This window comes from Testudinibacter sp. P17/SS/0325, from assembly GCF_053570765.1.
Window position 1 is genome coordinate 1,075,554 of record NZ_CM131635.1, and the last position, 26,713, is coordinate 1,102,266.

Annotated in this window: 18 protein-coding genes and 1 pseudogene; 17 read left to right on the plus strand and 2 right to left on the minus strand. The window is 49.4% G+C overall.

The genetic code is table 11. The features are described 5' to 3' along the window. Window positions 1–26: 26 nt before the first annotated feature. From secE to glmS, 14 genes are all read left to right on the plus strand, one after another. Window positions 27–437, plus strand: coding sequence for a preprotein translocase subunit SecE (gene secE / locus ACWA50_RS05145; protein WP_431054228.1), 411 nt, complete (start codon window positions 27–29; stop codon window positions 435–437). 3 nt (window positions 438–440) lie between these two features. Continuing rightward, complete coding sequence (nusG, locus tag ACWA50_RS05150) at window positions 441–995, plus strand: transcription termination/antitermination protein NusG (RefSeq protein WP_431054229.1); 555 nt, start codon at window positions 441–443, stop codon at window positions 993–995. 141 nt (window positions 996–1,136) lie between these two features. Continuing rightward, complete coding sequence (rplK, locus tag ACWA50_RS05155; RefSeq protein ID WP_034617235.1) at window positions 1,137–1,565, plus strand: 50S ribosomal protein L11; 429 nt, start codon at window positions 1,137–1,139, stop codon at window positions 1,563–1,565. Window positions 1,566–1,569: 4 nt separating this feature from the next. After that, the gene (rplA, locus tag ACWA50_RS05160) at window positions 1,570–2,262 is read left to right on the plus strand and encodes a 50S ribosomal protein L1 (RefSeq protein ID WP_431054230.1); all 693 of its coding nucleotides are present in this window, start codon (window positions 1,570–1,572) and stop codon (window positions 2,260–2,262) included. A gap of 288 nt (window positions 2,263–2,550) precedes the next feature. Then, window positions 2,551–3,042, plus strand: a complete 492-nt coding sequence (gene rplJ, locus ACWA50_RS05165) for a 50S ribosomal protein L10 (RefSeq protein WP_431054231.1) — start codon at window positions 2,551–2,553, stop codon at window positions 3,040–3,042. A 48-nt stretch (window positions 3,043–3,090) separates the two neighbouring features. Then, complete coding sequence (gene rplL / locus ACWA50_RS05170) at window positions 3,091–3,459, plus strand: 50S ribosomal protein L7/L12 (RefSeq protein WP_431054232.1); 369 nt, start codon at window positions 3,091–3,093, stop codon at window positions 3,457–3,459. Between the two features lie 295 nt (window positions 3,460–3,754). Beyond that, the gene (rpoB, locus tag ACWA50_RS05175) at window positions 3,755–7,786 is read left to right on the plus strand and encodes a DNA-directed RNA polymerase subunit beta (RefSeq protein ID WP_431054233.1); all 4,032 of its coding nucleotides are present in this window, start codon (window positions 3,755–3,757) and stop codon (window positions 7,784–7,786) included. 83 nt (window positions 7,787–7,869) lie between these two features. Continuing rightward, window positions 7,870–12,099 (plus strand): DNA-directed RNA polymerase subunit beta', encoded by a 4,230-nt coding sequence (gene rpoC, locus ACWA50_RS05180; protein ID WP_431054234.1) that lies wholly within the window; start codon window positions 7,870–7,872, stop codon window positions 12,097–12,099. Window positions 12,100–12,215: 116 nt separating this feature from the next. After that, entirely contained in the window at window positions 12,216–13,010 is a 795-nt protein-coding gene (gene nudC / locus ACWA50_RS05185; RefSeq protein WP_431054235.1) for an NAD(+) diphosphatase, read from the plus strand. 21 nt (window positions 13,011–13,031) lie between these two features. Beyond that, window positions 13,032–14,105, plus strand: coding sequence for a uroporphyrinogen decarboxylase (gene hemE / locus ACWA50_RS05190; protein ID WP_431054236.1), 1,074 nt, complete (start codon window positions 13,032–13,034; stop codon window positions 14,103–14,105). A 3-nt stretch (window positions 14,106–14,108) separates the two neighbouring features. Next, window positions 14,109–14,699, plus strand: a complete 591-nt coding sequence (locus tag ACWA50_RS05195) for a YjaG family protein (RefSeq protein ID WP_431054237.1) — start codon at window positions 14,109–14,111, stop codon at window positions 14,697–14,699. 162 nt (window positions 14,700–14,861) lie between these two features. Continuing rightward, complete coding sequence (locus ACWA50_RS05200) at window positions 14,862–15,134, plus strand: HU family DNA-binding protein (RefSeq protein ID WP_084256904.1); 273 nt, start codon at window positions 14,862–14,864, stop codon at window positions 15,132–15,134. A gap of 230 nt (window positions 15,135–15,364) precedes the next feature. Continuing rightward, window positions 15,365–16,093 (plus strand): DeoR family transcriptional regulator, encoded by a 729-nt coding sequence (locus ACWA50_RS05205; RefSeq protein WP_449343132.1) that lies wholly within the window; start codon window positions 15,365–15,367, stop codon window positions 16,091–16,093. A 65-nt stretch (window positions 16,094–16,158) separates the two neighbouring features. Further along, complete coding sequence (glmS, locus tag ACWA50_RS05210) at window positions 16,159–17,991, plus strand: glutamine--fructose-6-phosphate transaminase (isomerizing) (RefSeq protein ID WP_431054239.1); 1,833 nt, start codon at window positions 16,159–16,161, stop codon at window positions 17,989–17,991. 87 nt (window positions 17,992–18,078) lie between these two features. Here glmS and torA read toward each other — a convergent pair whose 3' ends face one another. Together torA and ACWA50_RS05220 are read right to left on the minus strand one after the other, a co-directional pair. Beyond that, a complete protein-coding gene (gene torA / locus ACWA50_RS05215; protein WP_431054240.1) occupies window positions 18,079–20,568 on the minus strand; it encodes a trimethylamine-N-oxide reductase TorA in 2,490 nt (829 codons plus the stop codon). Window positions 20,569–20,605: 37 nt separating this feature from the next. Then, window positions 20,606–21,742 (minus strand): NapC/NirT family cytochrome c, encoded by a 1,137-nt coding sequence (locus tag ACWA50_RS05220; RefSeq protein ID WP_431054241.1) that lies wholly within the window; start codon window positions 21,740–21,742, stop codon window positions 20,606–20,608. A gap of 726 nt (window positions 21,743–22,468) precedes the next feature. Between ACWA50_RS05220 and leuA the strand changes: the two genes are divergently transcribed. From leuA to leuC, 3 genes and pseudogenes are all read left to right on the plus strand, one after another. Next, the gene (gene leuA, locus ACWA50_RS05225; protein WP_431054242.1) at window positions 22,469–24,010 is read left to right on the plus strand and encodes a 2-isopropylmalate synthase; all 1,542 of its coding nucleotides are present in this window, start codon (window positions 22,469–22,471) and stop codon (window positions 24,008–24,010) included. A gap of 225 nt (window positions 24,011–24,235) precedes the next feature. After that, a pseudogene (gene leuB / locus ACWA50_RS05230) lies at window positions 24,236–25,256 on the plus strand (3-isopropylmalate dehydrogenase). A gap of 44 nt (window positions 25,257–25,300) precedes the next feature. Continuing rightward, entirely contained in the window at window positions 25,301–26,710 is a 1,410-nt protein-coding gene (gene leuC / locus ACWA50_RS05235) for a 3-isopropylmalate dehydratase large subunit (protein ID WP_431054244.1), read from the plus strand. Window positions 26,711–26,713: the final 3 nt, after the last annotated feature.

The following is a 26,713-nucleotide window of genomic DNA, read 5'->3' on the forward strand; positions in this document are numbered from 1 at the left end:
TTCACTGAGTCGGATAGATAAAAAGCATGAGTTTAGAAAATATTAAAAAACAACAACTTATTGAAAGTCATGAGGGCAAAAGTAAAGCAACTAACAATCTGCTTTGGATTTTGGCTGTCTTGTTGATTATTGTTGCAGCTGTCGGCAACACCTACTTTGCCGATCAATTTGCGTTGGCAATTCGTGTTGTGGCGATGGTGATTTTAATGGCGGCAGCACTAGGATTGGCGGCAATCACCAACCAAGGTAAAAAAGCAGTTGCTTATTTCAAAGAGTCCCGCGGCGAATTAAGAAAAATCGTATGGCCTAAACGGTCTGAAGCCACCCAAACAACGTTAATCGTATTTGGCGTAACAGTGGTTGCCTCATTAGTGTTGTGGGGATTTGACTCCCTTATTATTGCCGTGATTTCGTTTTTAACCAACTTGAGATTTTAATTTATGAGTGAGAATACTGCACCTAAAAAACGTTGGTATGTGCTACAGGCTTTTTCCGGCTTTGAAGGTCGTGTCGCGAAAACGTTAATCGAATATATCAAACAGCATAAGATGGAAGATCAATTCGGCGAAGTGTTAGTGCCGACCGAAGAAGTGGTTGAAAATGTTGCCGGTAAACGTCGTAAAAGCGAACGTAAATTCTTCCCGGGCTATGTGTTAGTCCAGATGGAAATGAACGACGAAACCTGGCATTTAGTACGCAGCGTGCCGCGTGTAATGGGCTTTATCGGCGGTACACCGGATAAACCGGCGCCGATTTCAAATCGTGAAGCGGATACGATCCTGAACCGCTTGCAACAAGATGGTGACAAACCGAAACCGAAAACACTATTCCAACCGGGCGAAGAAGTGCGTGTTACCGAAGGGCCGTTTATGGACTTCAACGGTACGGTGGAAGAAGTGGATTACGACAAGAGCCGCTTAAAAGTTTCGGTATCGATTTTCGGACGTGCTACCCCGGTCGAGTTGGAATTCCGTCAAGTGGAAAAAGCGGTTTAATTCAGCCAAACGTATTCAGAATTTCTCAAGTATTTTAGTTTTAAAATGCTTGAAAAGTAGGCGGTGTTTGATTAGAATACCGCACTTTATTAAACAGGGAAGCAAGGAAACTTGCGTTATACCCACCAAGAGGAAACTAAAATGGCAAAGAAAGTACAAGCCTACGTTAAGCTGCAAGTTGCGGCTGGTATGGCAAACCCAAGCCCACCGGTTGGTCCTGCGTTAGGTCAGCAAGGTGTGAACATCATGGAATTCTGTAAAGCGTTCAACGCGCGTACAGACAGCTTAGAAAAAGGCTTACCGATTCCTGTGGTTATTACGGTTTATGCAGACCGCTCTTTCACCTTTATCACCAAAACGCCACCGGCAGCAGTATTGCTGAAAAAAGCCGCTGGCGTTAAGTCTGGTTCAGGTAAACCAAACAAAGAGAAAGTAGGTAAAGTGACTCGTCAACAAATCCAAGAAATCGCTGAAACAAAAGCAGCAGACATGACCGGTGCGAGTATCGAAACCAAAATGAAATCTATTGAAGGTACCGCTCGTTCAATGGGCTTGGTAGTGGAGGACTAATCAGATGGCTAAACTTACCAAACGCATGAAAGCGATCCAAGAGAAAGTCGATTCAACTAAAGCATACGAAATCAACGAAGCGGTTGCATTGTTAAAAGAATTGGCAACGGCAAAATTCGTTGAAAGCGTTGATGTTGCCGTAAACTTAGGTATCGAAGCACGTAAATCCGATCAAAACGTGCGTGGCGCAACCGTGTTACCACACGGTACCGGCCGTGAAGTGCGCGTTGCCGTATTCACTCAAGGTGCAAATGCAGACGCGGCGAAAGAAGCCGGTGCAGATTTAGTCGGTATGGACGACTTGGCCGAATTAGTCAAGAAAGGCGAAATGAACTTCGACGTGGTTATTGCTTCTCCGGATGCAATGCGTGTTGTGGGTCAATTAGGTCAAATCCTAGGTCCGCGCGGTTTAATGCCAAACCCGAAAGTGGGCACGGTGACCCCTAACGTGGCGGAAGCGGTTAAAAATGCCAAATCCGGTCAGGTTCGTTACCGTAATGACAAAAATGGTATTATCCATACCACTATCGGTAAAGTCAGTTTTGAAACTGCACAAATCAAAGAAAACTTGGAAGCCTTATTGGCGGCATTAGTCAAAGCGAAACCAGCCTCGTCTAAAGGCGTGTTTATCAAGAAAGTGAGCTTGTCCACCACGATGGGCGCAGGCGTGACTATCGATCAAACCAGCTTGAACTAATAAAAACTTTACAGGGGAACGGATTATATATATAATCCTCCCCTTATTTTCCGTTTGTATTTTAGACGGAAACTTCTGGTTGGTGCTTGACCTTATTCAAGCCCCATCCAAGACCGCAGGGGAAGTTGCTGTGGGGGGAACTCAGGTAATTTCTTAATTATCCTGCGTAGATGGTGAACAGAATGATGGAAATTTTCTGCTTCTGCGCACCGAAGAACGTCCTGATGTGCTTGCATATCGGGGAATTTAAATCCGGGAAACCGGAGTGTATTCAGGAGCTATAAGCCAATGGCATTAAATCTTCAAGACAAACAAGCAATTGTTGCTGAAGTAAACGAAGCAGCCAAAGGTGCCCTATCGGCAGTGATCGCGGATTCTCGCGGTGTAACTGTAGATAAAATGACTGAATTGCGTAAAACCGCGCGTGAAGCCGGTGTTAATATGCGTGTTGTGCGTAATACTTTATTACGTCGCGCGGTAGAAGGCACTGACTACGAGTGTTTAAAAGACGTGATGACCGGTCCGACACTTATCGCTTTTTCTAATGAACATCCGGGTGCAGCTGCACGTTTGTTCAAAGATTTCGCAAAAGCGAACGATAAGTTTGAAATCAAAGGTGCTGCTTTCGAAGGTAAAATCCAAGATGTTGAATTCTTAGCAACATTGCCGACTTACGACGAAGCAATCGCACGTTTGATGGGTACTATGAAAGAAGCTGCAGCAGGCAAACTTGCTCGCACTCTTGCGGCGTTACGCGACAAATTACAAGAAGCCGCTTAATTGCGTTTCTTACCTCGTTTAATTTATTTACTTTAGGAATTGATTGTTATGTCATTAACTAACGAACAAATCATTGAAGCGATTGCTTCTAAAACTGTAACTGAAATCGTAGAATTAATTTCTGCAATGGAAGAAAAATTCGGTGTTTCTGCAGCAGCAGCGGCTGTAGCGGTAGCAGCAGGTCCGGCAGAAGCGGCAGAAGAGAAAACTGAATTCGACGTTATCTTAACTGCGGCCGGTGCTAACAAAGTTGCTGTTATCAAAGCAGTGCGTGGTGCAACCGGTTTAGGCTTGAAAGAAGCGAAAGACTTAGTTGAATCTGCACCGGCTGCTCTGAAAGAAGGCATTTCTAAAGCTGAAGCTGAAGAACTGAAAAAAGCATTAGAAGAAGCAGGCGCTTCTGTTGAACTTAAATAATTAATTTTATTTAGTTTATAGCCTGTTTAAAGGCGAATGGCTAGTGGTTTAGACTGCTAGCCATTTTGTGCCTTTAAAAAATAGAAGTAAATATGCCGTTTTTTTATTTCTATAACTGCTTGATAAAATAGTGATTATTGATTTTATCGAGCCTGCACCAGAAGTTTTGCCGTTAATCCGGCAAAAAAGTGAAAGTGCGGTACCAACAAACGGTATCGATAGCATTGCCACCTTGTTAATTTGATCGCAAGTGTGCGCGAATTTTGGGTCACCGATCAGCGAGCAGAGGAACCCTATGGTTTACTCCTATACCGAGAAAAAACGTATTCGTAAAAACTTTGGCAAACGCCAACAAGTTTTAAATGTACCTTATTTATTAACAATCCAAATCGATTCTTTCGATAAATTTATTCAGCAAGATCCGGAAGGCCAGCAAGGTCTGGAAGCTGCGTTTCGTTCCGTGTTTCCGATTGTCAGCAATAACGGTAGCACCGAGTTGCAGTATGTGAGCTATAAGTTAGGTGAACCAGTATTTGATGTGCGTGAATGTCAAATCCGTGGGACAACTTATTCTGCGCCGTTAAGAGTGAAACTGCGTTTAGTCAGCTACGATCGCGACGCTGCGCCGGGTACGGTAAAAGACATCAAAGAAAATGATGTCTATATGGGTGAGATCCCATTGATGACCGATAACGGGACTTTTGTGATCAATGGTACTGAGCGTGTTATCGTATCGCAATTACACCGTAGTCCGGGCGTATTCTTCGACAGCGACAAAGGCAAAACCCACTCTTCCGGTAAAGTGCTGTATAACGCACGCATTATCCCTTACCGTGGTTCGTGGTTGGATTTTGAATTTGATCCGAAAGATAACCTGTTTGCGCGTATCGACCGCCGCCGTAAATTGCCGGCGACCATTATTCTGCGCGCGTTGAACTACACCACCGAAGAAATTTTGGCACTGTTCTTTGAGAAAGTGAATTTCTCAATTGAAGACAACAAACTGATGATGGAACTCGTGCCGGAGCGTTTGCGTGGTGAAACCGCCAGTTTTGACATCGAAGCCAACGGCACGGTCTATGTCGAACGCGGCCGTCGTATCACCGCGCGTCATATCCGCCAATTAGAAAAAGACAATATCTCTCAAGTGGTTGTTCCGACCGAATACATTGTCGGCAAAATCGTTGCAAAAGATTATATCGATCTTGAGAGTGGCGAAGTGATTTGCAGTGCCAACAGTGAAATCAGCTTGGAAATGCTGGCGAAGTTGAGCCAAGCCGGTTACAAAACCATCGAAGTGCTGTTCACTAACGACTTAGATCACGGTCCGTATATTTCTGAAACCTTGCGTGTCGATCCGTCTTATGATCGTTTGAGTGCGTTGGTTGAAATCTACCGCATGATGCGCCCGGGCGAACCACCGACCAAAGAAGCGGCGGAATCGTTATTTGATAATCTGTTCTTTTCCAGTGACCGCTATGATTTGTCTGCGGTCGGTCGTATGAAGTTCAACCGCTCTTTGAATATTCCCGAAGGGGAAGGCAGCGGTATCCTGAGCAATGACGACATTGTGATGGTGATGAAAAAACTGATTGAGATCCGTAACGGTCGCGGTGAAGTCGATGATATCGACCACTTGGGCAACCGTCGTATCCGTTCGGTCGGTGAAATGGCAGAAAACCAATTCCGTATCGGTTTGGTGCGTGTGGAAAGAGCGGTCAGAGAGCGTTTGTCATTGGGCGACTTGGACGGTGTAACGCCGCAAGACCTGATTAACGCCAAGCCGATTTCCGCCGCGGTGAAGGAGTTCTTCGGCTCTTCCCAGTTGTCGCAATTTATGGATCAGAACAACCCATTGTCGGAAGTGACCCACAAACGCCGTATTTCTGCGTTAGGGCCGGGCGGCTTGACCCGTGAGCGTGCCGGCTTTGAGGTGCGTGACGTTCACGCCACTCACTATGGCCGTGTTTGTCCGATTGAAACCCCTGAAGGTCCGAACATCGGTTTGATCAACTCATTATCGGTGTATGCACGGACTAACGACTACGGCTTCTTGGAAACCCCGTACCGTAAAGTGGTCAACGGGCAAGTGACGGAAGAGATCGAATATTTGTCAGCGATTGAAGAAGGCAAATATGTGATTGCTCAGGCGAACTCCAACTTAGATGAAAATTCACGCTTTACCGACACCTTTGTGACCTGTCGTGGGGAACACGGTGAGTCCGGTTTATATAAAGCCGATGAAATTCACTATATGGATATCTCCACCCAACAAGTGGTGTCTGTCGCAGCGGCATTGATTCCGTTCTTGGAACACGACGATGCTAACCGTGCCTTGATGGGGGCGAACATGCAACGGCAAGCCGTGCCGACTTTGCGTGCCGATAAACCGTTAGTCGGAACCGGTATCGAGAAAGCGGTGGCGGTGGACTCTGGGGTAACCGTGGTTGCCAAACGCGGGGGTTATGTGCAATACATTGACGCGTCACGCATTGTGATTAAAGTCAATGAAGACGAAACCGTGCCGGGCGAAGCCGGGATTGATATTTATAACCTGACCAAATACACCCGTTCTAACCAAAACACCTGTATCAACCAAGTGCCTTGTATTGCTCTGGGCGAGCCGATTGAGCGCGGTGAAGTGTTGGCGGACGGCCCATCAACCGATTTAGGGGAGTTGGCGTTAGGTCAAAATATGCGCGTGGCGTTTATGCCATGGAACGGTTATAACTTCGAAGATTCGATGTTAGTCTCCGAGCGCGTGGTGCAAGAAGATCGTTTCACCACCATTCACATTCAAGAATTGACTGCGGTTGCGCGTGATACCAAGTTAGGTGCGGAAGAAATTACCGCCGATATTCCTAACGTCGGTGAAGCGGCACTGAGCAAACTGGACGAATCTGGCATTGTGTATATCGGTGCGGAAGTGAAAGGCGGCGACATTCTGGTGGGTAAAGTCACCCCGAAAGGTGAAACCCAATTAACGCCGGAAGAAAAATTGTTGCGTGCGATCTTCGGCGAGAAAGCGTCTGATGTGAAAGATTCTTCTTTGCGTGTGCCGAACAGCGTTTCCGGTACGGTGATCGACGTGCAAGTCTTCACCCGTGATGGCGTGGAAAAAGACAAACGCGCGCTTGAAATCGAAGAAATGCAGTTGAAACAAGCCAAGAAAGACTTGGTGGAAGAGCTGGAAATCTTGGAAGCCGGTCTGTTCACCCGTGTGCGTAATCTGTTGTTAAATAACGGTTTCGATGAGAAGCAGTTGGATAAACAAACGCGGACCCAATGGTTAGCGCAATCGCTGGCGGACGAAAACCAACAGAACCAATTGGAACAGTTGGCAGAACAGCACGAAGAGTTGCGCAAAGAATTTGAACGCAAACTGGAAATCAAGCGCAATAAAATCATTCAAGGCGACGATTTGGCACCGGGCGTGCTGAAAATCGTGAAAGTCTATTTGGCGGTGAAACGTCAAATCCAGCCGGGTGATAAAATGGCGGGTCGTCACGGTAACAAAGGGGTTATCTCGAAAATTAACCCGGTTGAAGATATGCCGTATGATGAAAACGGACAGCCGGTTGATATCGTGTTGAACCCGTTGGGCGTACCGTCGCGGATGAACATCGGTCAGATTTTGGAAACCCACTTAGGGTTAGCGGCGAAAGGAATCGGCGACAAGATCAATGCGATGATCAAACAACAGCAGTCGGTTGCCAAATTGCGTGACTATATCCAACGCGCCTATGACTTGGGCGACGCGTCACAACAAGTGGATTTAGCCACTTTCAGCGATGACGAAGTGATTCGCTTGGCGCAAAACCTGCGCAAAGGTATGCCGTTGGCGACACCGGTATTTGACGGTGCGCACGAAAGCGAAATCAAAGGCTTGTTGCAATTGGCGGATCTGCCGACCTCCGGTCAGATCACCTTGTTTGATGGCCGTACCGGTGAGAAATTCGAACGTCCGGTTACTGTCGGCTATATGTATATGCTGAAATTGAACCACTTAGTTGACGACAAAATGCACGCCCGTTCAACCGGTTCGTACAGCTTGGTTACCCAGCAACCGTTGGGTGGTAAAGCCCAGTTCGGGGGACAACGTTTCGGGGAGATGGAAGTATGGGCACTTGAGGCTTACGGTGCCGCTTATACCCTGCAAGAAATGCTGACCGTGAAATCCGATGATGTGAACGGTCGTACCAAAATGTATAAAAACATTGTGGACGGCGCGCACCAAATGGAACCGGGTATGCCGGAATCCTTCAATGTCTTGCTGAAAGAGATCCGCTCTTTGGGTATCAACATTGACTTGGACGAAAACCAATAAGCGATAGCCGTAACGCTAGAAAGTATGCTCAAGTGCGGTCAGACCGCACTTGAATTAAGTTTAACTCCGACAGGAGCAAATCTGTGAAAGACTTAGTTAAGTTTTTGAAAGCACAAACAAAATCATCAGAAGATTTTGATGTGATTAAAATTGGGCTGGCTTCTCCCGACATGATCCGTTCATGGTCGTTCGGTGAGGTGAAAAAGCCGGAAACCATTAACTACCGTACGTTTAAACCGGAACGTGACGGTTTATTCTGCGCACGCATTTTCGGACCGGTCAAAGACTACGAATGCTTGTGCGGCAAATACAAACGCTTAAAACATCGCGGTGTGATCTGTGAAAAGTGCGGTGTGGAAGTGACGCAAACCAAAGTACGCCGTGAGCGTATGGGGCACATCGAGTTAGCCTCGCCGGTGGCACACATCTGGTTCTTAAAATCGCTGCCGTCCCGTATCGGTTTATTGTTAGATATGCCGTTGCGTGATATCGAGCGCGTGCTGTATTTCGAAAGCTATATCGTAACCGAACCGGGCATGACCGATTTGGAACGCGGTCAATTATTGACCGAAGAACAGTTTATGGACGCGGAAGACCGTTGGGCGGACGAATTCGAAGCCAAAATGGGGGCGGAAGCGATCCAACATTTATTGCAACAAATGAATTTGGCGCACGAGTGCGAAACCCTGCGTGAAGAGTTGCAAGAAACCAGTTCCGAAACCAAACGTAAAAAAATCACCAAACGGTTGAAACTGTTGGAAGCCTTTATCCAATCCGGCAACAATCCGGAGTGGATGGTGCTGACCGTATTGCCGGTATTACCGCCGGATCTGCGTCCGTTAGTGCCGTTGGACGGCGGGCGTTTTGCCACTTCCGACTTGAACGATTTGTATCGCCGCGTGATCAACCGTAACAACCGTTTAAAACGCCTGTTGGATTTGGTTGCGCCGGATATTATCGTGCGCAACGAAAAACGAATGCTGCAAGAATCTGTTGACGCATTGTTAGATAACGGTCGCCGCGGTCGTGCGATCACCGGTTCAAACAAACGTGCGCTGAAATCCCTTGCCGACATGATTAAAGGCAAACAAGGGCGTTTCCGTCAAAACCTGTTGGGTAAACGTGTGGATTACTCCGGCCGTTCGGTGATTACCGTCGGTCCATACCTGCACTTGCACCAATGCGGTCTGCCGAAAAAAATGGCGTTGGAACTGTTCCGTCCGTTTATCTATGCCAAATTAGAAAGCCAAGGTTATGCCTCGACGATTAAAGCGGCGAAGAAAATGGTTGAGCGTGAAGACGCGATTGTTTGGGACATCTTAGCCGATGTTATCCGCGAACACCCGATCTTATTGAACCGTGCGCCGACCTTGCACCGTTTGGGGATTCAAGCGTTCGAACCGTTGTTGATCGAAGGTAAAGCGATCCAGTTACACCCGTTGGTGTGTGCAGCGTTTAACGCCGACTTCGACGGAGACCAAATGGCGGTACACGTGCCATTAACGTTGGAAGCGCAATTGGAAGCGCGCGCGTTGATGATGTCCACCAACAATATCTTATCACCTGCGAACGGTGAGCCGATCATTGTTCCGTCGCAAGACGTGGTGTTGGGGCTGTACTACATGACCCGCGAAAAAGTGAATGCCAAAGGCGAAGGCATGTACCTGCAAAATCCATTGGAAGCAGAGAAAGCCTATCGCACCGGGCAAGCGGAGCTGCACGCGCGGGTTAAAGTGCGGATCACCGAATATGTGAAATCGTCCAGTAATGAGTTTGAAGCGGTCACGACGCTGACGGACACCACTATCGGACGTGCGATCCTGTGGATGATTGCGCCGAAAGGCATGCCGTTTGAGCTGTTCAACCAAACATTGGGCAAGAAAGCGATTTCGCGTTTAATCAACGCCTGTTACCGTTTGTTGGGCATGAAATCCAGCGTGATCTTTGCCGACCAAATCATGTACACCGGTTTTGCCTATGCGGCACGTTCGGGAGCGTCGGTCGGTATTGACGATATGGTGATCCCGGAACAGAAAAATGAGATCATCTCTGCGGCGGAAAGCGAAGTTGAAGAGATTCAAGAGCAGTTCCAATCAGGTTTGGTTACCGCCGGCGAGCGTTACAATAAAGTAATCGATATTTGGGCGGCGGCGAATGAGCGTGTTGCCAAGGCGATGATGGAAAACTTGTCGACCGAAGAAGTGGTGAACCGTGACGGCGAATTGGAAAAACAAGCCTCCTTCAACAGTATCTTTATGATGGCGGATTCTGGGGCGCGGGGTTCTGCGGCGCAGATTCGTCAGCTTGCCGGTATGCGTGGTTTGATGGCGCGTCCGGACGGTTCGATTATCGAAACGCCGATTACCGCAAACTTCCGCGAAGGTTTGAACGTATTACAGTACTTTATTTCTACCCACGGGGCGCGTAAAGGTTTGGCGGATACCGCACTTAAAACCGCGAACTCCGGTTACTTGACCCGTCGTTTGGTTGACGTGGCGCAAGACTTGGTGATCGTCGAAGACGATTGCGGCACGGAAGAAGGTATCGTCATGACCCCGTTAATCGAGGGTGGTGATGTGAAAGAAGCCTTGCGTGATCGCGTATTGGGACGCGTGGTGGCGGAAGATGTCTTAATTCCGGGTACGGACGAAGTTTTAATCGCGCGTAACACCTTGATTGACGAGAAACTGTGTGATGTGATCGACGCGAACTCGGTTGACAGCATTAAAGTGCGGTCAGTGGTAACCTGTAGCACCGATTTCGGCGTGTGTGCCAAATGTTACGGACGTGACTTGGCGCGCGGACACATCATCAATAACGGTGAAGCCGTCGGGGTTATTGCGGCGCAATCTATCGGTGAACCGGGTACACAGTTAACCATGCGTACGTTCCACATCGGGGGGGCGGCATCCAGAGCGGCATCCGAATCCAGCATTCAGATCAAAAACAACGGTAGCATTCGTTTAGCCAATGCGAAATTCGTGACCAACAAAGACGGCAAATTGGTGATTACCTCGCGTAATACCGAATTGACGGTGATCGATGCGTTTGGTCGTACCAAAGAGAACTATAAAGTGCCTTACGGTGCGATCTTAAGCAAAAACGACGGTAACGACGTGAATGCCGGTGAAATCATCGCCAACTGGGATCCGCATACCATGCCGGTTATCTCAGAGGTAGAGGGGAAAGTGGAATTCGTTGATATTATCGACGGTATCACCGTAACCCGCCAAACCGATGAATTGACAGGCTTGTCTTCCGTGGTGGTGCAAGATGTAGGTGAACGTGCGACCGCAGGTAAAGATTTGCGTCCGGCGTTGCGTATCGTTGACGCCAAAGGTAATCCGGTATTAATCGCGGGTACAGACGTGCCGGCACAATACTTCTTGCCGGGTAAGGCGATTGTAACTTTGGACGACAATGCGGAAATCAGTATCGGTGAACCGTTGGCGCGTATTCCGCAAGAATCCGCCGGAACGAAAGATATCACCGGTGGTTTGCCGCGCGTTGCCGACTTGTTCGAAGCGCGTAAACCGAAAGAGCCTGCGATTATGGCGGAAATTTCCGGTATCGTGTCGTTCGGTAAAGAGACCAAAGGCAAACGCCGCTTGTTGATTACCCCGAGCGAAGGGGAAGTATACGAAGAAATGATCCCGAAATGGCGTCAGCTGAACGTATTCGAGGGCGAATTGGTTTCCCGTGGCGATATCATCTCCGAAGGGGCGGAAACACCGCACGACATTCTGCGTCTGCGTGGTATCCATGCGGTAACCGATTATATCGTCAACGAAGTGCAGGAAGTTTACCGTTTACAAGGGGTAAAAATTAACGATAAGCACATCGAAGTCATCGTGCGTCAAATGTTGCGTAAAGGGATTATCACCCAAGCGCATGACTCCGAATTCCTCGAAGGGGAGCAGGTCGAAGTGGCGCGCGTGAAAATCGTTAACCGTCAGCGTGCGGCCGAAGGCAAACCGCCGGTGGAATTCGAACGCGAATTGCTGGGTATCACCAAAGCGTCATTGGCAACCGAATCCTTCATTTCAGCGGCGTCGTTCCAAGAAACGACCCGCGTCTTGACCGAAGCGGCGGTCGCCGGTAAACGCGACGAGTTGCGCGGTCTGAAAGAGAACGTGATCGTCGGTCGTCTGATTCCGGCGGGTACGGGTTATATGTATCACCAAAACCGTCATAACGGCAAAGGTGCCGCTAAAGCCGCAAATGTACCGTTGGAGGAGATCGACAGCAAATTCGATGCCGACGAAGCAACGGCAAACCTAGCCGAAATGCTGAACATGGCTGAATTTGAATAATCGCGTGATTATCCGATGAACAAGACCCGAAGTGCCGAACCGCACTTTGGGTTTTTTTATGCGTTACGGCTAATAATGCTTTATAATGACATCAATTTTTATCAGGCGGAGCGATCATGCAACAGCTACAATCCCATGATTTCGGTTATTGGTTACTCACTAAAGGCAGCCGCATTTATTTACAACAAGGCGAATTGCCGCACGGCACGGCGCAAACGCTTGCTTTAACCGAACAACGGGGCATGGTGATCGGCGAATATCGTGATCTGCCGTTGTGGTTGGTGCAGGAGTTTGACGATACCCGCGACTATTTTTCTCTGCGCGATCAATTGGTATTGCCGGAACGAATTTTTAATTTGCTCAATCGCGGCGTAGCGCTCAATTATTTTTGGAAAACCCACCGTTTTTGCGGCGTGTGCGGCGGCAAAACCGTGGCGCTGACTCCGCAGGAATGGGCGGTGGAGTGTACCCTTTGCCAGCACCGCACTTACCCGATGATCGCACCGTCGATTATCGTGGCGGTGCGCAACGGCGACTCGATTCTACTGGCGAACCATGTGCGCCACCGTGAAGAAAAAATTTACACCACTCTTGCCGGTTTTGTGGAAGTAGGCGAAACCTTAGAACAGACCGTCGAACGTGAAGTGTTTGAAGAGAGCGGTTTGAAAATTAAAAATCTACGTTATATCGGCAGCCAACCGTGGTCATTCCCTAATTCATTAATGCTCGGCTTTTTGGCGGATTATGCCGGCGGCGAGATTTGCATTCAGCCGGAAGAACTGAATGACGCACGTTGGTTTCGCTATAATGCCGAGTTACCGCACTTGCCGCCGGTGGGCACGATTGCGCGTAAACTGATTGAACTGACCCAACGGATTTGTGCTGCTGAAGCGCAGCAAAAGAATAACTAAGAACAACAATAAGGAAAACCCATGACTGAATTAAAAAATGATCGTTATTTGCGTGCGTTATTGCGCCAACCGGTCGATATGACTCCGATTTGGATGATGCGCCAGGCAGGACGCTATTTACCGGAATATAAAGCCACCCGTGCGCAGGCCGGGGACTTTATGGCGCTGTGTCGCAATCAGGAGCTCGCCTGTGAAGTGACGTTACAACCGTTGCGCCGTTATGAGTTGGACGCGGCGATTCTGTTTTCCGATATTCTCACGATTCCCGACGCGATGGGCTTAGGTTTGAGCTTTGGCGCAGGCGAAGGCCCGAAATTTGCCAACCCAATTGAAAACCAACGCGATGTTACCAATCTGCCGATTCCCGATCCGGAGCAGGAGTTGCAATATGTGATGAACGCGGTGCGCACCATTCATACCGCACTTGACGGCAGCGTGCCGCTGATCGGCTTTTCCGGCAGCCCATGGACCTTGGCAACCTATATGGTCGAAGGCGGCAGCAGCAAAGCCTTCACCAAAATCAAAAAAATGCTGTATGCCGAACCGCACTTGCTACATCAATTATTAGATAAATTGGCGGACAGCGTGATTTTATATCTTAATGCCCAAATTAAAGCCGGCGCGCAAGCGGTAATGCTGTTTGACACCTGGGGCGGCGTGTTGGCGCACCGCGATTACCGTGATTTCTCGTTGCAATATATGCACAAAATCGTGGACGGCTTAATCCGCGAGTACCGTGGGCGTCGTGTGCCGATCACCTTGTTCACCAAAGGCGGCGGGTTGTGGCTGGAAGCGATGGCGGAAACCGGCTGTGACGCGCTCGGTTTGGATTGGACGGTAGATTTGGCGCAGGCGCGCGCACGGGTCGGACATAAAGTCGCATTGCAGGGCAATATGGATCCGAGCGTGCTATATGCCGATAAAACGCGGATCGAACAGGAAGTGCGGCAGATTTTGAGTGACTTCGGGCAAGGCAGCGGACACGTTTTCAATCTGGGACACGGCATTCATCAAGACGTACCGCAGCAAAGTCCGGCTTATCTGGTCGATGCAGTACACCGTTTCTCACAACCTTTCCATGCTACGGAGAAATAACCCATGCGCAATCCAATCCAAAAACGCTTAGAGCATTTCGAAACCTGGCAGCATTTGGCTTTTATGCTGTGCCTGTGCGAGCGCATGTATCCTAATTTTCAACTGTTCTGCCACATGCAAGGCAAAGGGCAGGACAGCAAGGTGTATCACAATATCCTCAATTTGGTGTGGGAATACCTGACGGTGAAAGGGGCGAAAATCAATTTCGAATCGCAATTGGAGAAATTGGAGGCGATTATCCCCGATGTGAATCAATATGATTTTTACGGTGTGTTCCCGGCGGCGGACGCCTGCGAAGGTTTATCGCACACCCTGCACGCCATTATTTCCGGCTCGAGCTTGGAGCAGGCGATTTTGGTCAGCAAACTCTCGTTGCAAACCGTTGCGGCGTTGTTGGAAACCGAGCAGGACCGCACTTTGAACGAGCAGGCATTGAAGCAAGCGGACGACATTCAACAGGAGTTGGACGTGCAGTGGCTGATTTACCGCACCCTGAATGAAGCGGAAGAACGCGATGTCGAACTGTTGTTAAGCCTGAAAAACGAATTGAGGGAAGAGGGAATTAGCAATATCGGCATAAAAATTGAACAATAAGTGTGATTTTTCACAAATTTTAGTGATTTATGGCTTTCAATCTCAAGCAACTTAGATTAATCTTACCATACTGTTTTTAGACAGCTATTGCACCAAGAATATCCAGATATTCAATCCATACAAAAGCTTAACTTAAACACCAATAACAAGGGGTACTATCTTATGAATAAAGCAGAATTAATTGATGCAATTGCATCTGCTGCAGAGTTAAACAAGAAACAAGCTAAAGCGGCTTTAGAAGCGACTTTAACAGCGATTACTGACAGCTTGAAGGCTGGCGATCCGGTTCAATTAATCGGCTTCGGTACTTTCAAAGTAAACCAACGCCAAGCCCGTACCGGCCGTAATCCGCAAACCGGACAGGAAATCCAAATTGCAGCGGCTAAAGTGCCTGCGTTTGTTTCCGGTAAAGCACTGAAAGATGCTATCAAATAATCACCGATAGTCCCGAATTGAAGAACCTCTGTAAGTTTACAGGGGTTTTTTTATGTCTGAATTTTAACCCGCCTCTTTTCCTTACTTATTGCTCCAATTGATGGCTTGATGGGCGAAATAAGGTTGCACTCGCGTATTTATCCCTATATAATTCCGAACCGAAACTTAATGTAACCGTTTGGAAAGATATTGTGTCAAAGCGAAATAGCACGCAACGCCGTCACTTGATTATGCAACTGTTGCAGCAGCAGGGCGAGGTGTCGGTCGAGCGGCTGGTGCAGCATTTTAATACTTCGGAAGTGACGATTCGTAAGGATCTGACCGCACTTGAAGGCAGCGGCTTGCTGTTGCGTCGTTATGGCGGGGCGGTATTAATGCCGAGTGAGATTTTATCGGATGAACACGATGAGCCGTTTTCCCAAGCCAAGCTGGCAATTGCCCAAGCCGCCGCCGATCGCATTCGTGACCATAACCGGATTATCATTGATTCCGGCAGCACCACCGCGGCGTTAATCAAACAGCTGAATCCGAAACAGGGTTTGGTGGTGATGACCAATTCGTTGGCGGTTGCCAATCAACTGACTGAACTGGAAAACGAGCCGACCTTGTTGATGACCGGCGGCACTTGGGATATCCGCTCCGAATCGTTTCAGGGGCAGGTTGCCGAGCAGGTATTGCGTTCTTATGATTTTGACCAACTGTTTATCGGTGCGGACGGCATTGATTTAACGCGCGGCACGACCACCTTTAACGAATTGGTCGGTTTGAGCCGGGTGATGGCGGAGACCGCACGTGAAGTGGTGGTGATGGTCGAGTCGCAAAAAATCGGCCGCAAAATGCCGAATTTGGAGTTAAGTTGGGAGCAAATTGATGTGTTGGTGACTGATAATGGCATAAGTGCCGAGATCATCAAACAAATCGAACGGCAGAATGTGGACGTCGTGCTGGTAAACGGATAGCGGCTGATTAATTGCGGCAAACTGATTTTTTATTATTTTTTTATGACTAAATAGAGGAAAAAACGATGTGTGGAATCGTCGGGGCAGTTGCCCAACGTGATGTGGCGGAAATTTTAATCGAGGGTTTACACCGCTTGGAATACCGCGGTTATGATTCTGCCGGGGTCGCGGTGGTGGATGAGCGGCATAATTTACAACGTGTGCGCTGCTTAGGCAAAGTGAAAGCGTTGGACGACGCCGTGGCAAAACAGCCGTTAATCGGCGGCACAGGCATTGCGCACACCCGTTGGGCGACCCATGGCGAACCGTCGGAAGCCAATGCGCACCCGCACGTCTCGGGCGATATTACCGTGGTGCATAACGGCATTATCGAAAACCACGAAGAGCTGCGTGAAATCTTACAAGCGCGCGGTTATGCCTTCACTTCGCAAACCGATACCGAAGTGATCGCGCATTTGGTGGCGTGGGAAAACCGCACTTCGGCCAGTTTGTTGGAAGCGGTGCAAAAAAGCGTGCAACAGCTGACCGGGGCTTATGGCATGGTGGTGTTGCACCGTGAACAGCCGGAACACCTGATTGCGGCACGCTCCGGCAGTCCGTTGGTGATCGGCTTGGGCTTGGGCGAAAATTTCTTAGCCTCCGACCAACTGGCGTTGTTAAGCGTCACCCGCCGTTTTATCTTCTTGGAAGAGGGCGATATTGCCGAAATCAGCCGTCGCAAGATTGATATTTATAGCCGTGACGGTGAAAAAGTCGAACGTCAGGTACACGAATCCAATCTGGAAAATGACGCGGCGGAAAAAGGCAAATATCGCCACTTTATGCAGAAAGAGATCTTCGAGCAACCGAGCGCGATTGTGAACACCTTGGAAGGGCGGATAGCCAATGACAGCGTGATTATCGAAAGTATCGGCAACGGTGCGCGTGAAATTTTGGAAAAAGTGGAACACGTGCAAATCGTGGCGTGCGGTACGTCCTACAATTCCGGGATGGCGGCGCGTTATTGGTTCGAAGCGTTGGCAGGCGTGAGTTGCGATGTGGAAATCGCCTCCGAATTCCGCTACCGTAAATTCGTCACCCGTCCGAACAGCCTGTTATTAACGCTTTCCCAATCCGGCGAAACGGCGGATACCTTGGCGGCATTGCGCCTTGCCAAAGAAAAAGGCTATATGTCGGCGATGACGATTTGTAACGTATCAGGCTCATCTTTAGTGCGCGAATCCGACTTGGCGTTTATGACCCGTGCCGGGGTGGAAATCGGCGTGGCTTCGACCAAAGCCTTCACCACCCAATTAGCGACCATGTTGTTGTTGGTGCTGGCGATTGGTAAGTTAAACGGCAATATCCCTGCCGAAAAAGAGCGTGAAATCATCAAATCGCTACAGAGCCTGCCGGCAAAAATCGAACAAGCGTTAGCCTTTGACGGCGCGATTGAAAAATTGTCGGAAGACTTTGCCGAAAAACACCACACCCTGTTCTTAGGGCGTGGCGAATACTATCCGATTGCGATGGAAGCCGCGTTGAAACTGAAAGAAATTTCTTATATCCACGCCGAAGCCTATGCCGCCGGGGAGTTGAAACACGGTCCGTTAGCCTTAATTGACGCCGATATGCCGGTGGTGGTGGTTGCCCCGAACAATGAATTGCTGGAAAAACTGAAATCCAACATTGAAGAGGTGCGCGCGCGCGGCGGGCAGTTGTATGTGTTTGCCGATGAAAACGCCGGTTTCAGTTCGACTCCGGACATGAAAATCATCACCATGCCGCAAGTCGATGAAGTGGTGGCACCGATTTTCTACACCGTACCCATGCAGTTGCTGGCATATCACGTCGCCTTAATCAAAGGCACTGACGTAGATCAACCGCGCAACTTGGCGAAAGCGGTTACCGTAGAATAAGAAAACGCTTTTCCTTTCAACAATACCGCACTTTGCTTTTGGATAGGCAAAGTGCGGTTTTTTTGTTAATGGATCAAGGTCGCAATATTACGCGTTGCTGTATTTCGGTTCGCTGAATACGCTCACCGGCGGAAGGTCGGCGCTGTATTTTTCCACTTGCAAAATCGCGGTGTTCGGCGAGTTGCCTTGTGCCAATTTAGATGTGCCGATGTCCATGGTCAGCACATTCGGATTGCCGAATTTGCACAGCGGTTTTTCTGCCGTGCCTAAATCGGCAGGGTCGTACCACGCCCCTTCGTGCAAGGCAACCGTACCTTTGATCACGCCGTCCGTAATGACAGCGCCGGCAAGCACTTGTCCGCGTCGGTTAAACAAACGCACCACATCGCCGTCGGCAATGCCGCGCGCTTGTGCGTCGTCCGGGTGGATCAACAGCGGCTCGCGTCCGTTCACGGTGTATTTTTCGCGAAGTGCGGTTGAGAAACACAACTGACTGTGCAAGCGGTAGTATGGATGTGGCGTAACCAACGCCAACGGTGCTTCGGCAGTGGTGTTGCCGGCGTACTCTTCCGGCACGAGCCAGCTTGGGTGTCCTTTGCAGTCGTCGTAGCCCATTTTGGCAACGGTATCGGAATAAATTTCGATTTTGCCTGACGGCGTTCCGAGTGGATTAAGTAACGGATCGGCGCGGAATTCGGCATAACGCACCCATTGTTTGGCTTTATCGCCGATTTTGAAGGTGATTGGCTTATTCGCCTCCCAAAATTGTTCAAAGCGCGGCATGACGACGCGATTTTTGCGGGCGGCGTCATAAGCGGTTTGATAGAAGCCTTTCAGCCAATCCATTTCCGATTTGCCTTCGGTAAATTTCTCTTCCACGCCGGCTAGTTTGGCGAGGGCGGCGAAAATGTCGTAATCGCTTTTCGCTTCGAATTGCGGTTCGAGCGCTTGTTTCATCGGGAAGATATTCAACATCGAATAATCGCCGCTCATGGTCAGATCGTTACGCTCAAACGAGGTGGTCACCGGTAATACGATATCCGCCATGCGTGCGGTCGGCGTCCAATAGATTTCATTCACAATCACCGTATCCGGTTTTTGCCACGCTTTGATTAAGGTGTTGGTGTCTTGATGGTGGGTAAACGGATTGCCGCCCGCCCAATAAATCAGCTTGAGATCGGGATAGGTGATTTCAGTGCCGTTATATTGAATGACCTTGCCCGGATTGAGCAGGGCGTCGGAAATGCGCGCCAGTGGAAAACTGAGTTTGCTGGTTTCGTCCAGCCAGGTTTGCCCGCCGCTTTCGCCTGAAGTATTGGCGGAAATCGCGCCTAAAATCGCGCCGGTTGCGGTTGGCACGCCGCCGTTGGCATAGTGATAGCTCAAGCCGAAGCCACCGCCCGGCAAGCCGATTTGCCCCAACATGGAAGCTAAGGTGACTAATGTCCAGTGCGTTTGTTCGCCGTGGCGTTGGCGTTGCATGCCCCAGCCGCCCATTAACATGGTGCGCTTGCCGGCAAAATCTAACGCCAGTTGTTTAATTGTCTCGGCGGGTACGCCACAAATTTGGCTTGCCCAAGTTGCGTCTTTCACCACGCCGTCTTCCCCTTTACCGAGTACATAGGCTTCAAATTTATCATAACCGACGGTGTACTTTTTCAGGAAATCATTATCTTGTTTGTCCGCGCTAATCAAGCTGTGTGCCATTGCCAGCATTAACGGCACGTCGGTTGCCGTATTAATCGGAATCCATTCTGCGCCCAGATAGTCACAGGTTTCACTGCGTACCGGATCGATACAGATCACCCGTTTACCGCTTTCTTTCAGTTTTTTGAAATAATCCGTGCCTTGCTGATCGGTTGACGTCCAGGCATTACGCAGGGTCGTCATCGGGTTTGCCGACCATAAGACGACAATCTCGGAATGTTGCAGAATCACTTCCCAGCTGGTTTGCTGTTCATAGACTTCAATCGTGCCCAACACATGCGGCATAATCACTTGCGCCGCGCCGGTGGAGTAATCCCCCTTGGTGCCGACAAAACCGCCGGTCAGGTTCATATAACGGTGTAATAACGTGCGGCTGGCATGCAGGGCGCCGGAGCTATACCAACCGTAAGAACCGGCAAATACGCCGGACGGGCCTTGGGTATCGCGTACCTGTTTTAGCCCGTTATGGACTAATTCCAAGGCTTTTTCCCAGGAAACGCGCACCCATTCATCGTGCCCGCGCAAAGTGGTGTCGCTTTTGCCCGGATTTTCCAAATAGCCTTTGCGTACCATCGGGTATTTCACCCGCACATCGCTATGGACTTGTTCGGCGACCACGGTTTGCAATTCATTGGCGATGGTTGGCTCAATTGCCGGTCCGGATTTCACCACTTTGCCGTCTTCAACCACAATACCAATCGGACCCCAGTGCGCGGCGGACATCACCGTGCTGCTTTCTGCCGCCGCCGCTTTATTCGATAGCAATAGGTTGCCGCCGATACCGCCGCTTGCAGCAAGCCCGACCGAACCTAACGAGGTGTTTTTCAGAAATGAACGACGGCTGTTATTAATTTTTTTCGTATGACTCATGTTGCCTCTCCTATGATGATGGGCGTAATAGATAACATTAATGGGCGTTAGACGTTGCCGTTGACGGCATATCTTTCGCCAAGCGTTGCAAATAAATCGTTACTGCGCGCACTTCCGCTTCGCTCATCGAAGTGCGGTCTTTCATCGAATTAATCACCCCGACCCACTGATTGGCGGTGTAGTGATCCGCCGGAATCGTCGCGTGACAAGTGCTGCAATGGGTTTGATCCAAGCTTTTGCCATAAGCATTGAGCGCGTCCAGATTGGCTGTCAGCGCCGTTTTAGGCAGGGAAAGCGTGAGCTTGACTTGCCGCCAATCGGAATTCGTCACCGTATCGTGTACGCTGTTGAGCACGCTGACATCGGTTTTGGCATTATCATCCAACACCCCGACAAGAATGCGCTTGCCCATTTGTTGATACAGCAGATTTTCTGCGCCGGCTTGTTGCCAGCCGCTCACTACGGCATGGACGGTATCGCCCTCTTGTTTCCATTCGCTTAGCTTGGCAAACGGCATTAAGCGGATTTCGCCGTTTGCGGTTTTGGCGGGGGAGATCGCCAAGGCATAAAGTGCGGTATCGGCACGGCTGAAATCGCCGCCATGCTTGCTTAATTCGCCACTTGCCGCGCTCGCGTCGGTCGGCACATCCGGCATAAAATGCACCAAGCCTTTATGGCAGTCGATACAGGTCTGCTTGGTTTCGTCAGCCAGTTTGTGCATGGTTTGCGCCTGTTCGGATTGTTCGCCTAAAATCCAAGCGTCGGTTTTGTGGCACGTGCGGCAGGTTGAGGAGTCTTGTTCTTTCATGTTTTTCCACACCGTTTGCGCCATTTCCAAACGGTGCGCTTCATAGGCCTCCGCATCGGGGATTTTGCCGGTGATCTCGCCCCACACATCTTTCAGCGCCATCACTTTGGCTTTGACATAATGCCAACTGTCCGGCGGCACATGGCAATCGGCGCATTCGGCGCGGATTCCCTTGCGGTTAGCGAAATGCACGCTGCCTTCCCACTCTTCTTTCGCCACGCTCATTGAGTGGCAACTGACACAAAATTCGGTCGAATTGGTTTGGTGGAAAACCCCTTGGGTAAGCCACAATGCCAACGCCCCCGACAGCAAACACAATCCGCCGAATAAAACGATTTTCCTTTTACTCCAACCTTTCACACTCATAAAATACCCTTTAAGAATTAATCATTTATAGTTATTTAATTTGTTTATCTTAGTGAAAAGGGATTTAGGCTCATTGATATAAATCAAACGGAGGTTAATTTTGTCAAATAAATAAAATAGCCAAAGTGCGGTTTGGGGAACGGAATTAAATTTAATTGCTTGATTTCAATGAAAATAAAAAGCCAAACAGCGAATAAATCGAGCTGTTTGGCTTATTTTAACGGCGAGGTGTTATCACGCATTTACGCTATATGAAAAATCATATTACGATTCTATCGTCGCTTCCTGTGCAAGGGTACAATTGCTTAAAAAGTTTGCTATCCTGTAAATGGTCGTTTAAAACTAGATTAAATCTGTTATTTTTCAGTTTTTTGAAATTTTATTTTGATTTTTATTTTAAAAATGGATTTTTATATAATTTTAATGGCGGTTTGATTCTGATTTTTAGTAGAAAATATTATTTAATTGATTGACAAAGTGCGGTTGGCAAGTAAAAATAGCCGTCATTCTGTGCTGAGCGCACATTAATTTAATTTGGATATAAACGATGAATTTCCCATTTGCTACTTTCTCTCTCCTACTCTTGCTCGCAAACTGATTGTGCGGCTCGACTGTGGAAGATGATTGGCAAATTGCAATTCACACGAATTTTAAACCCGCACAACGTTGCGGGTTTTTTGCATTTATAAACCGCACTTTGGGCAATATCAACATAAGGAAAATGTGATGAGTGATAACGTGATTATTTTTGATACCACCTTGCGTGACGGCGAGCAGGCGTTGAGTGCCAGTTTGACGGTGAAAGAGAAGTTGCAAATTGCCCTAGCCTTGGAACGTTTGGGCGTGGACGTGATGGAAGTGGGCTTCCCGGTTTCGTCTTCCGGTGATTTTGAATCGGTGCGTACCATCGGGCAGCATATTAAAAACTCGGTGGTGTGCGGGCTGTCGCGTGCGGTGGATCGCGATATTGACGCGGTGTACGAAGCCTTAAAAGAGGCCGAGCGTTTTCGCATTCACACTTTTATCGCCAGTTCCGCCTTGCACGTGGAAGCAAAGCTGAAAAGCACCTTTGACGATGTGGTTGAACGGGCGGTGCGCGCGGTGAAACGCGCCAGAAATTACACCAATGACGTGGAATTTTCTTGTGAAGATGCCGGGCGTACCGGGATTGATAATATTTGCCGTATTGTGGAAGCGGCGATTCATGCCGGCGCAACCACGGTGAATATTCCCGATACCGTCGGTTTCTGCTTGCCGACCGAATACGGTAATATCATTCATCAGGTGATGAACCGCGTACCGAATATTGATAAAGCGATTGTGTCGGTGCATTGCCATAACGATTTGGGCATGGCGACCGCCAACTCGTTGACCGCGGTGCTGAACGGGGCGCGTCAGATTGAATGTACCATTAACGGCATTGGCGAGCGCGCCGGCAATACCGCACTTGAAGAAGTGGTGATGGCGATTAAAACCCGTCAGGATATGTTTAAGGTGGATACCCGCATTAACACCCAGGAAATCCACCGTGTCAGCCAAATGGTGAGCCAGCTGTGCAATATGCCGATTCAGCCGAACAAGGCGATTGTCGGTAAAAATGCCTTTGCGCATTCATCGGGCATTCACCAAGACGGTATGTTAAAAAATAAAAATACCTACGAAATCATGTCGCCGGAATCGATCGGCTTGAAAAAAGAGAAATTGAACTTAACCGCGCGCTCAGGACGGGCGGCGGTGAAAGGGCATATGGCGGATATGGGCTATGCCGAAGCAGATTACGATTTGGATAAATTGTATGACGCTTTCCTAAAACTGGCGGACAAGAAAGGGCAAGTGTTCGACTATGATTTGGAAGCGCTGGCGTTTATCGATATGCAGCAAGGGGACGAAGATCGTCTGCGTTTAGACAAGATCTCGGCGCACTCGGTCAGCGATTTCCCGGCGACGTCATTCGTGCAAATCGAATTGGACGGCGAGAAGTTAAGCACGGTTTCCACCGGCGGCAATGGCCCGGTCGATGCGACTTATAATGCCATTTTGGCATTAACCGGCTTGGAATTAACCATGTCGCACTATAACTTAACCGCCAAAGGCGAAGGCGCGGAGGCGTTGGGGCAGGTGGATATTGTGGTCGAACACAAAGGGCGCAAATTCCACGGCGTCGGCTTGGCGACGGATATTATCGAATCGTCCGCCTTGGCGTTGATCCATGCGATTAATGCGATTTATCGCGCGCATAAAGTGGCGGATTTGAAAGCCAAGAAATAAGACTGAACAATTCCCTTCTCCCTTAATGGGAGAAGGTGCCCGCAGGGCGGATGAGGGTGATGTAAGCGAATATTCCCCTCATCCTGATTTAAGCGTCTGAACGACGGTCAAATCTGTCCTTCTCCCACAAGGGGAGAAGGGAACGAAAAAATAAAAACAGAGGAAGAAAAAATGCAAACATACAACGTAGCAGTGCTGGCCGGCGACGGGATCGGCCCTGAAATTATGGCGCAAGCAATCAAAGTGTTAGATGCGGTGCAGCCAAAATTTCGGTTTAAGTTGAACTACAACCATTTTGATGTCGGCGGTGCCGGGATCGATAACCACGGTAAGGCGTTGCCCGACGTGACGTTGCAGGGCTGCGAAGCCGCGGACGCGATTCTGTTCGGTTCGGTTGGCGGTCCGAAATGGGAAAGTTTGCCGCCGGCAGAACAACCGGAGCGCGGTGCGTTATTGCCATTAAGAAAACACTTTGCGTTGTTCTGTAATTTGCGCCCGGCGACGCTATACAAAGGCTTGGAAAAGTTCTGTCCGTTGCGTGCCGACATTGCCGCAACCGGTTTTGATATGGTGGTGGTGCGCGAATTGACCGGCGGGATCTATTTCGGGCAACCGAAAGGACGCGAAGGCGAAGGCGCAATGGAAAAAGCCTATGACACCGAAGTCTATCACCGCTATGAAATCGAACGCATTGCGCGCATTGCATTTGAAACCGCACTTAAACGCACTAAACACGTCACGTCGGTGGATAAAGCCAATGTGCTGACCAGTTCGGTCTTGTGGCGCGAAGTGGTGAATGACGTGGCGAAAGATTACCCTGAAGTGCGCTTGGATCATATTTATATCGATAATGCGACCATGCAGATGATCAAACAGCCGTCGTTCTTCGATGTGCTGCTGTGCTCGAATATTTTCGGCGATATTATTTCCGATGAATGTGCGATGATCACCGGCTCGATGGGCATGTTGCCGTCCGCCAGTATGAACGAACAAGGTTTCGGTTTATACGAACCGCGGCGGTTCTGCCCCCGACATCGCAGGCAAAAATATTGCTAACCCGATTGCACAGATTTTATCGGCGGCAATGATGTTGCGTTACAGCTTTAACTTGGAAGAGGCGGCGCAAGCGATTGAAAGTGCGGTACAGAAAGTATTGGCTGACGGACACCGTACCGGCGATTTAGCCGATAACAATCAACCGGTTTCAACCTCCGAAATGGGCGATTTGATTGCGGCGGCGATTTAATTAAAACTCACGAATTTACCGATTACATATTTACGGATAGCACAATGAAAAAAACCTTATATGAAAAACTGTTTGACTCGCACGTGGTGTATGAAGCGGACGGCGAAACCCCGATTTTGTACATCAACCGCCATCTGATCCACGAAGTCACCAGCCCGCAAGCCTTTGACGGCTTGCGCGTGGCAAACCGCCACGTGCGCCAAGTGGGCAAAACTTTCGGCACTATGGATCACAGCATTTCCACCCAAGAACGCGATGTGAATAAACTGGAAGGGCAGGCACGGATTCAGGTGTTGGAATTGGATAAAAACTGCAAAGCCACCGGTATTTCGCTGTTTGATATGGACAGCAAACAGCAAGGAATCGTGCATGTGATGGGGCCTGAACAGGGTTTGACCTTGCCCGGTATGACCATTGTTTGCGGCGACTCGCACACCGCAACCCACGGCGCATTCGGGGCGTTGGCATTCGGGATCGGTACGTCGGAAGTGGAACACGTACTCGCCACCCAAACCCTCAAACAAGCCCGCGCCAAAAGCATGAAAATCGAAGTGCGCGGCAAAGTCGGCGCAGGAATCACCGCCAAAGATATCGTATTAGCGATTATCGGCAAAACCACCATGGCAGGCGGCACCGGGCACGTGGTCGAATTTTGCGGTGAGGCAATCCGCGATTTGTCAATGGAAGGGCGTATGACGGTGTGCAATATGGCGATTGAATTGGGCGCAAAAGCCGGATTAATCGCCCCTGACGAAACCACCTTTGCCTACTTAAAAGGCCGCCCGCATGCGCCGCAAGGCAAAGATTGGGACGACGCCGTAGCATATTGGAAAACCTTAAAAACCGACGACGGCGCAGAGTTTGATACGGTTGTGGTGCTGGAAGCCAAAGACATTGCGCCGCAAGTCACTTGGGGCACCAATCCGGGACAGGTGATCGGCATCGATCAATTAGTGCCTAATCCAGAGGAAATGAGCGACAGCGTAGTACGTGCCTCAGCGGAAAAAGCGTTGGAGTATATCGGCTTAGCCGCCAATACCGATTTAACCGAGGTTGAAGTGGATCAAGTGTTTATCGGCTCTTGCACCAACTCGCGTATCGAAGATCTGCGCGCGGCGGCGGCGGTGATGAAAGGGCGTAAAGTGGCGGATAACGTTAAACGCGTGTTGGTCGTGCCCGGTTCCGGTTTAGTCAAAGAGCAGGCGGAACAAGAAGGCTTGGATAAAATCTTTATCGAAGCCGGCGCAGAGTGGCGTAATCCGGGCTGCTCGATGTGCTTAGGCATGAACGATGACCGTTTGGGCGAATGGGAACGTTGCGCCTCCACCAGCAACCGCAACTTTGAAGGGCGTCAAGGACGCAACGGACGCACCCATTTGGTCAGCCCGGCAATGGCAGCGGCGGCGGCAGTGTTCGGCAAATTCGTCGATATTCGTCAAGTTTCATTAAATTAAGGA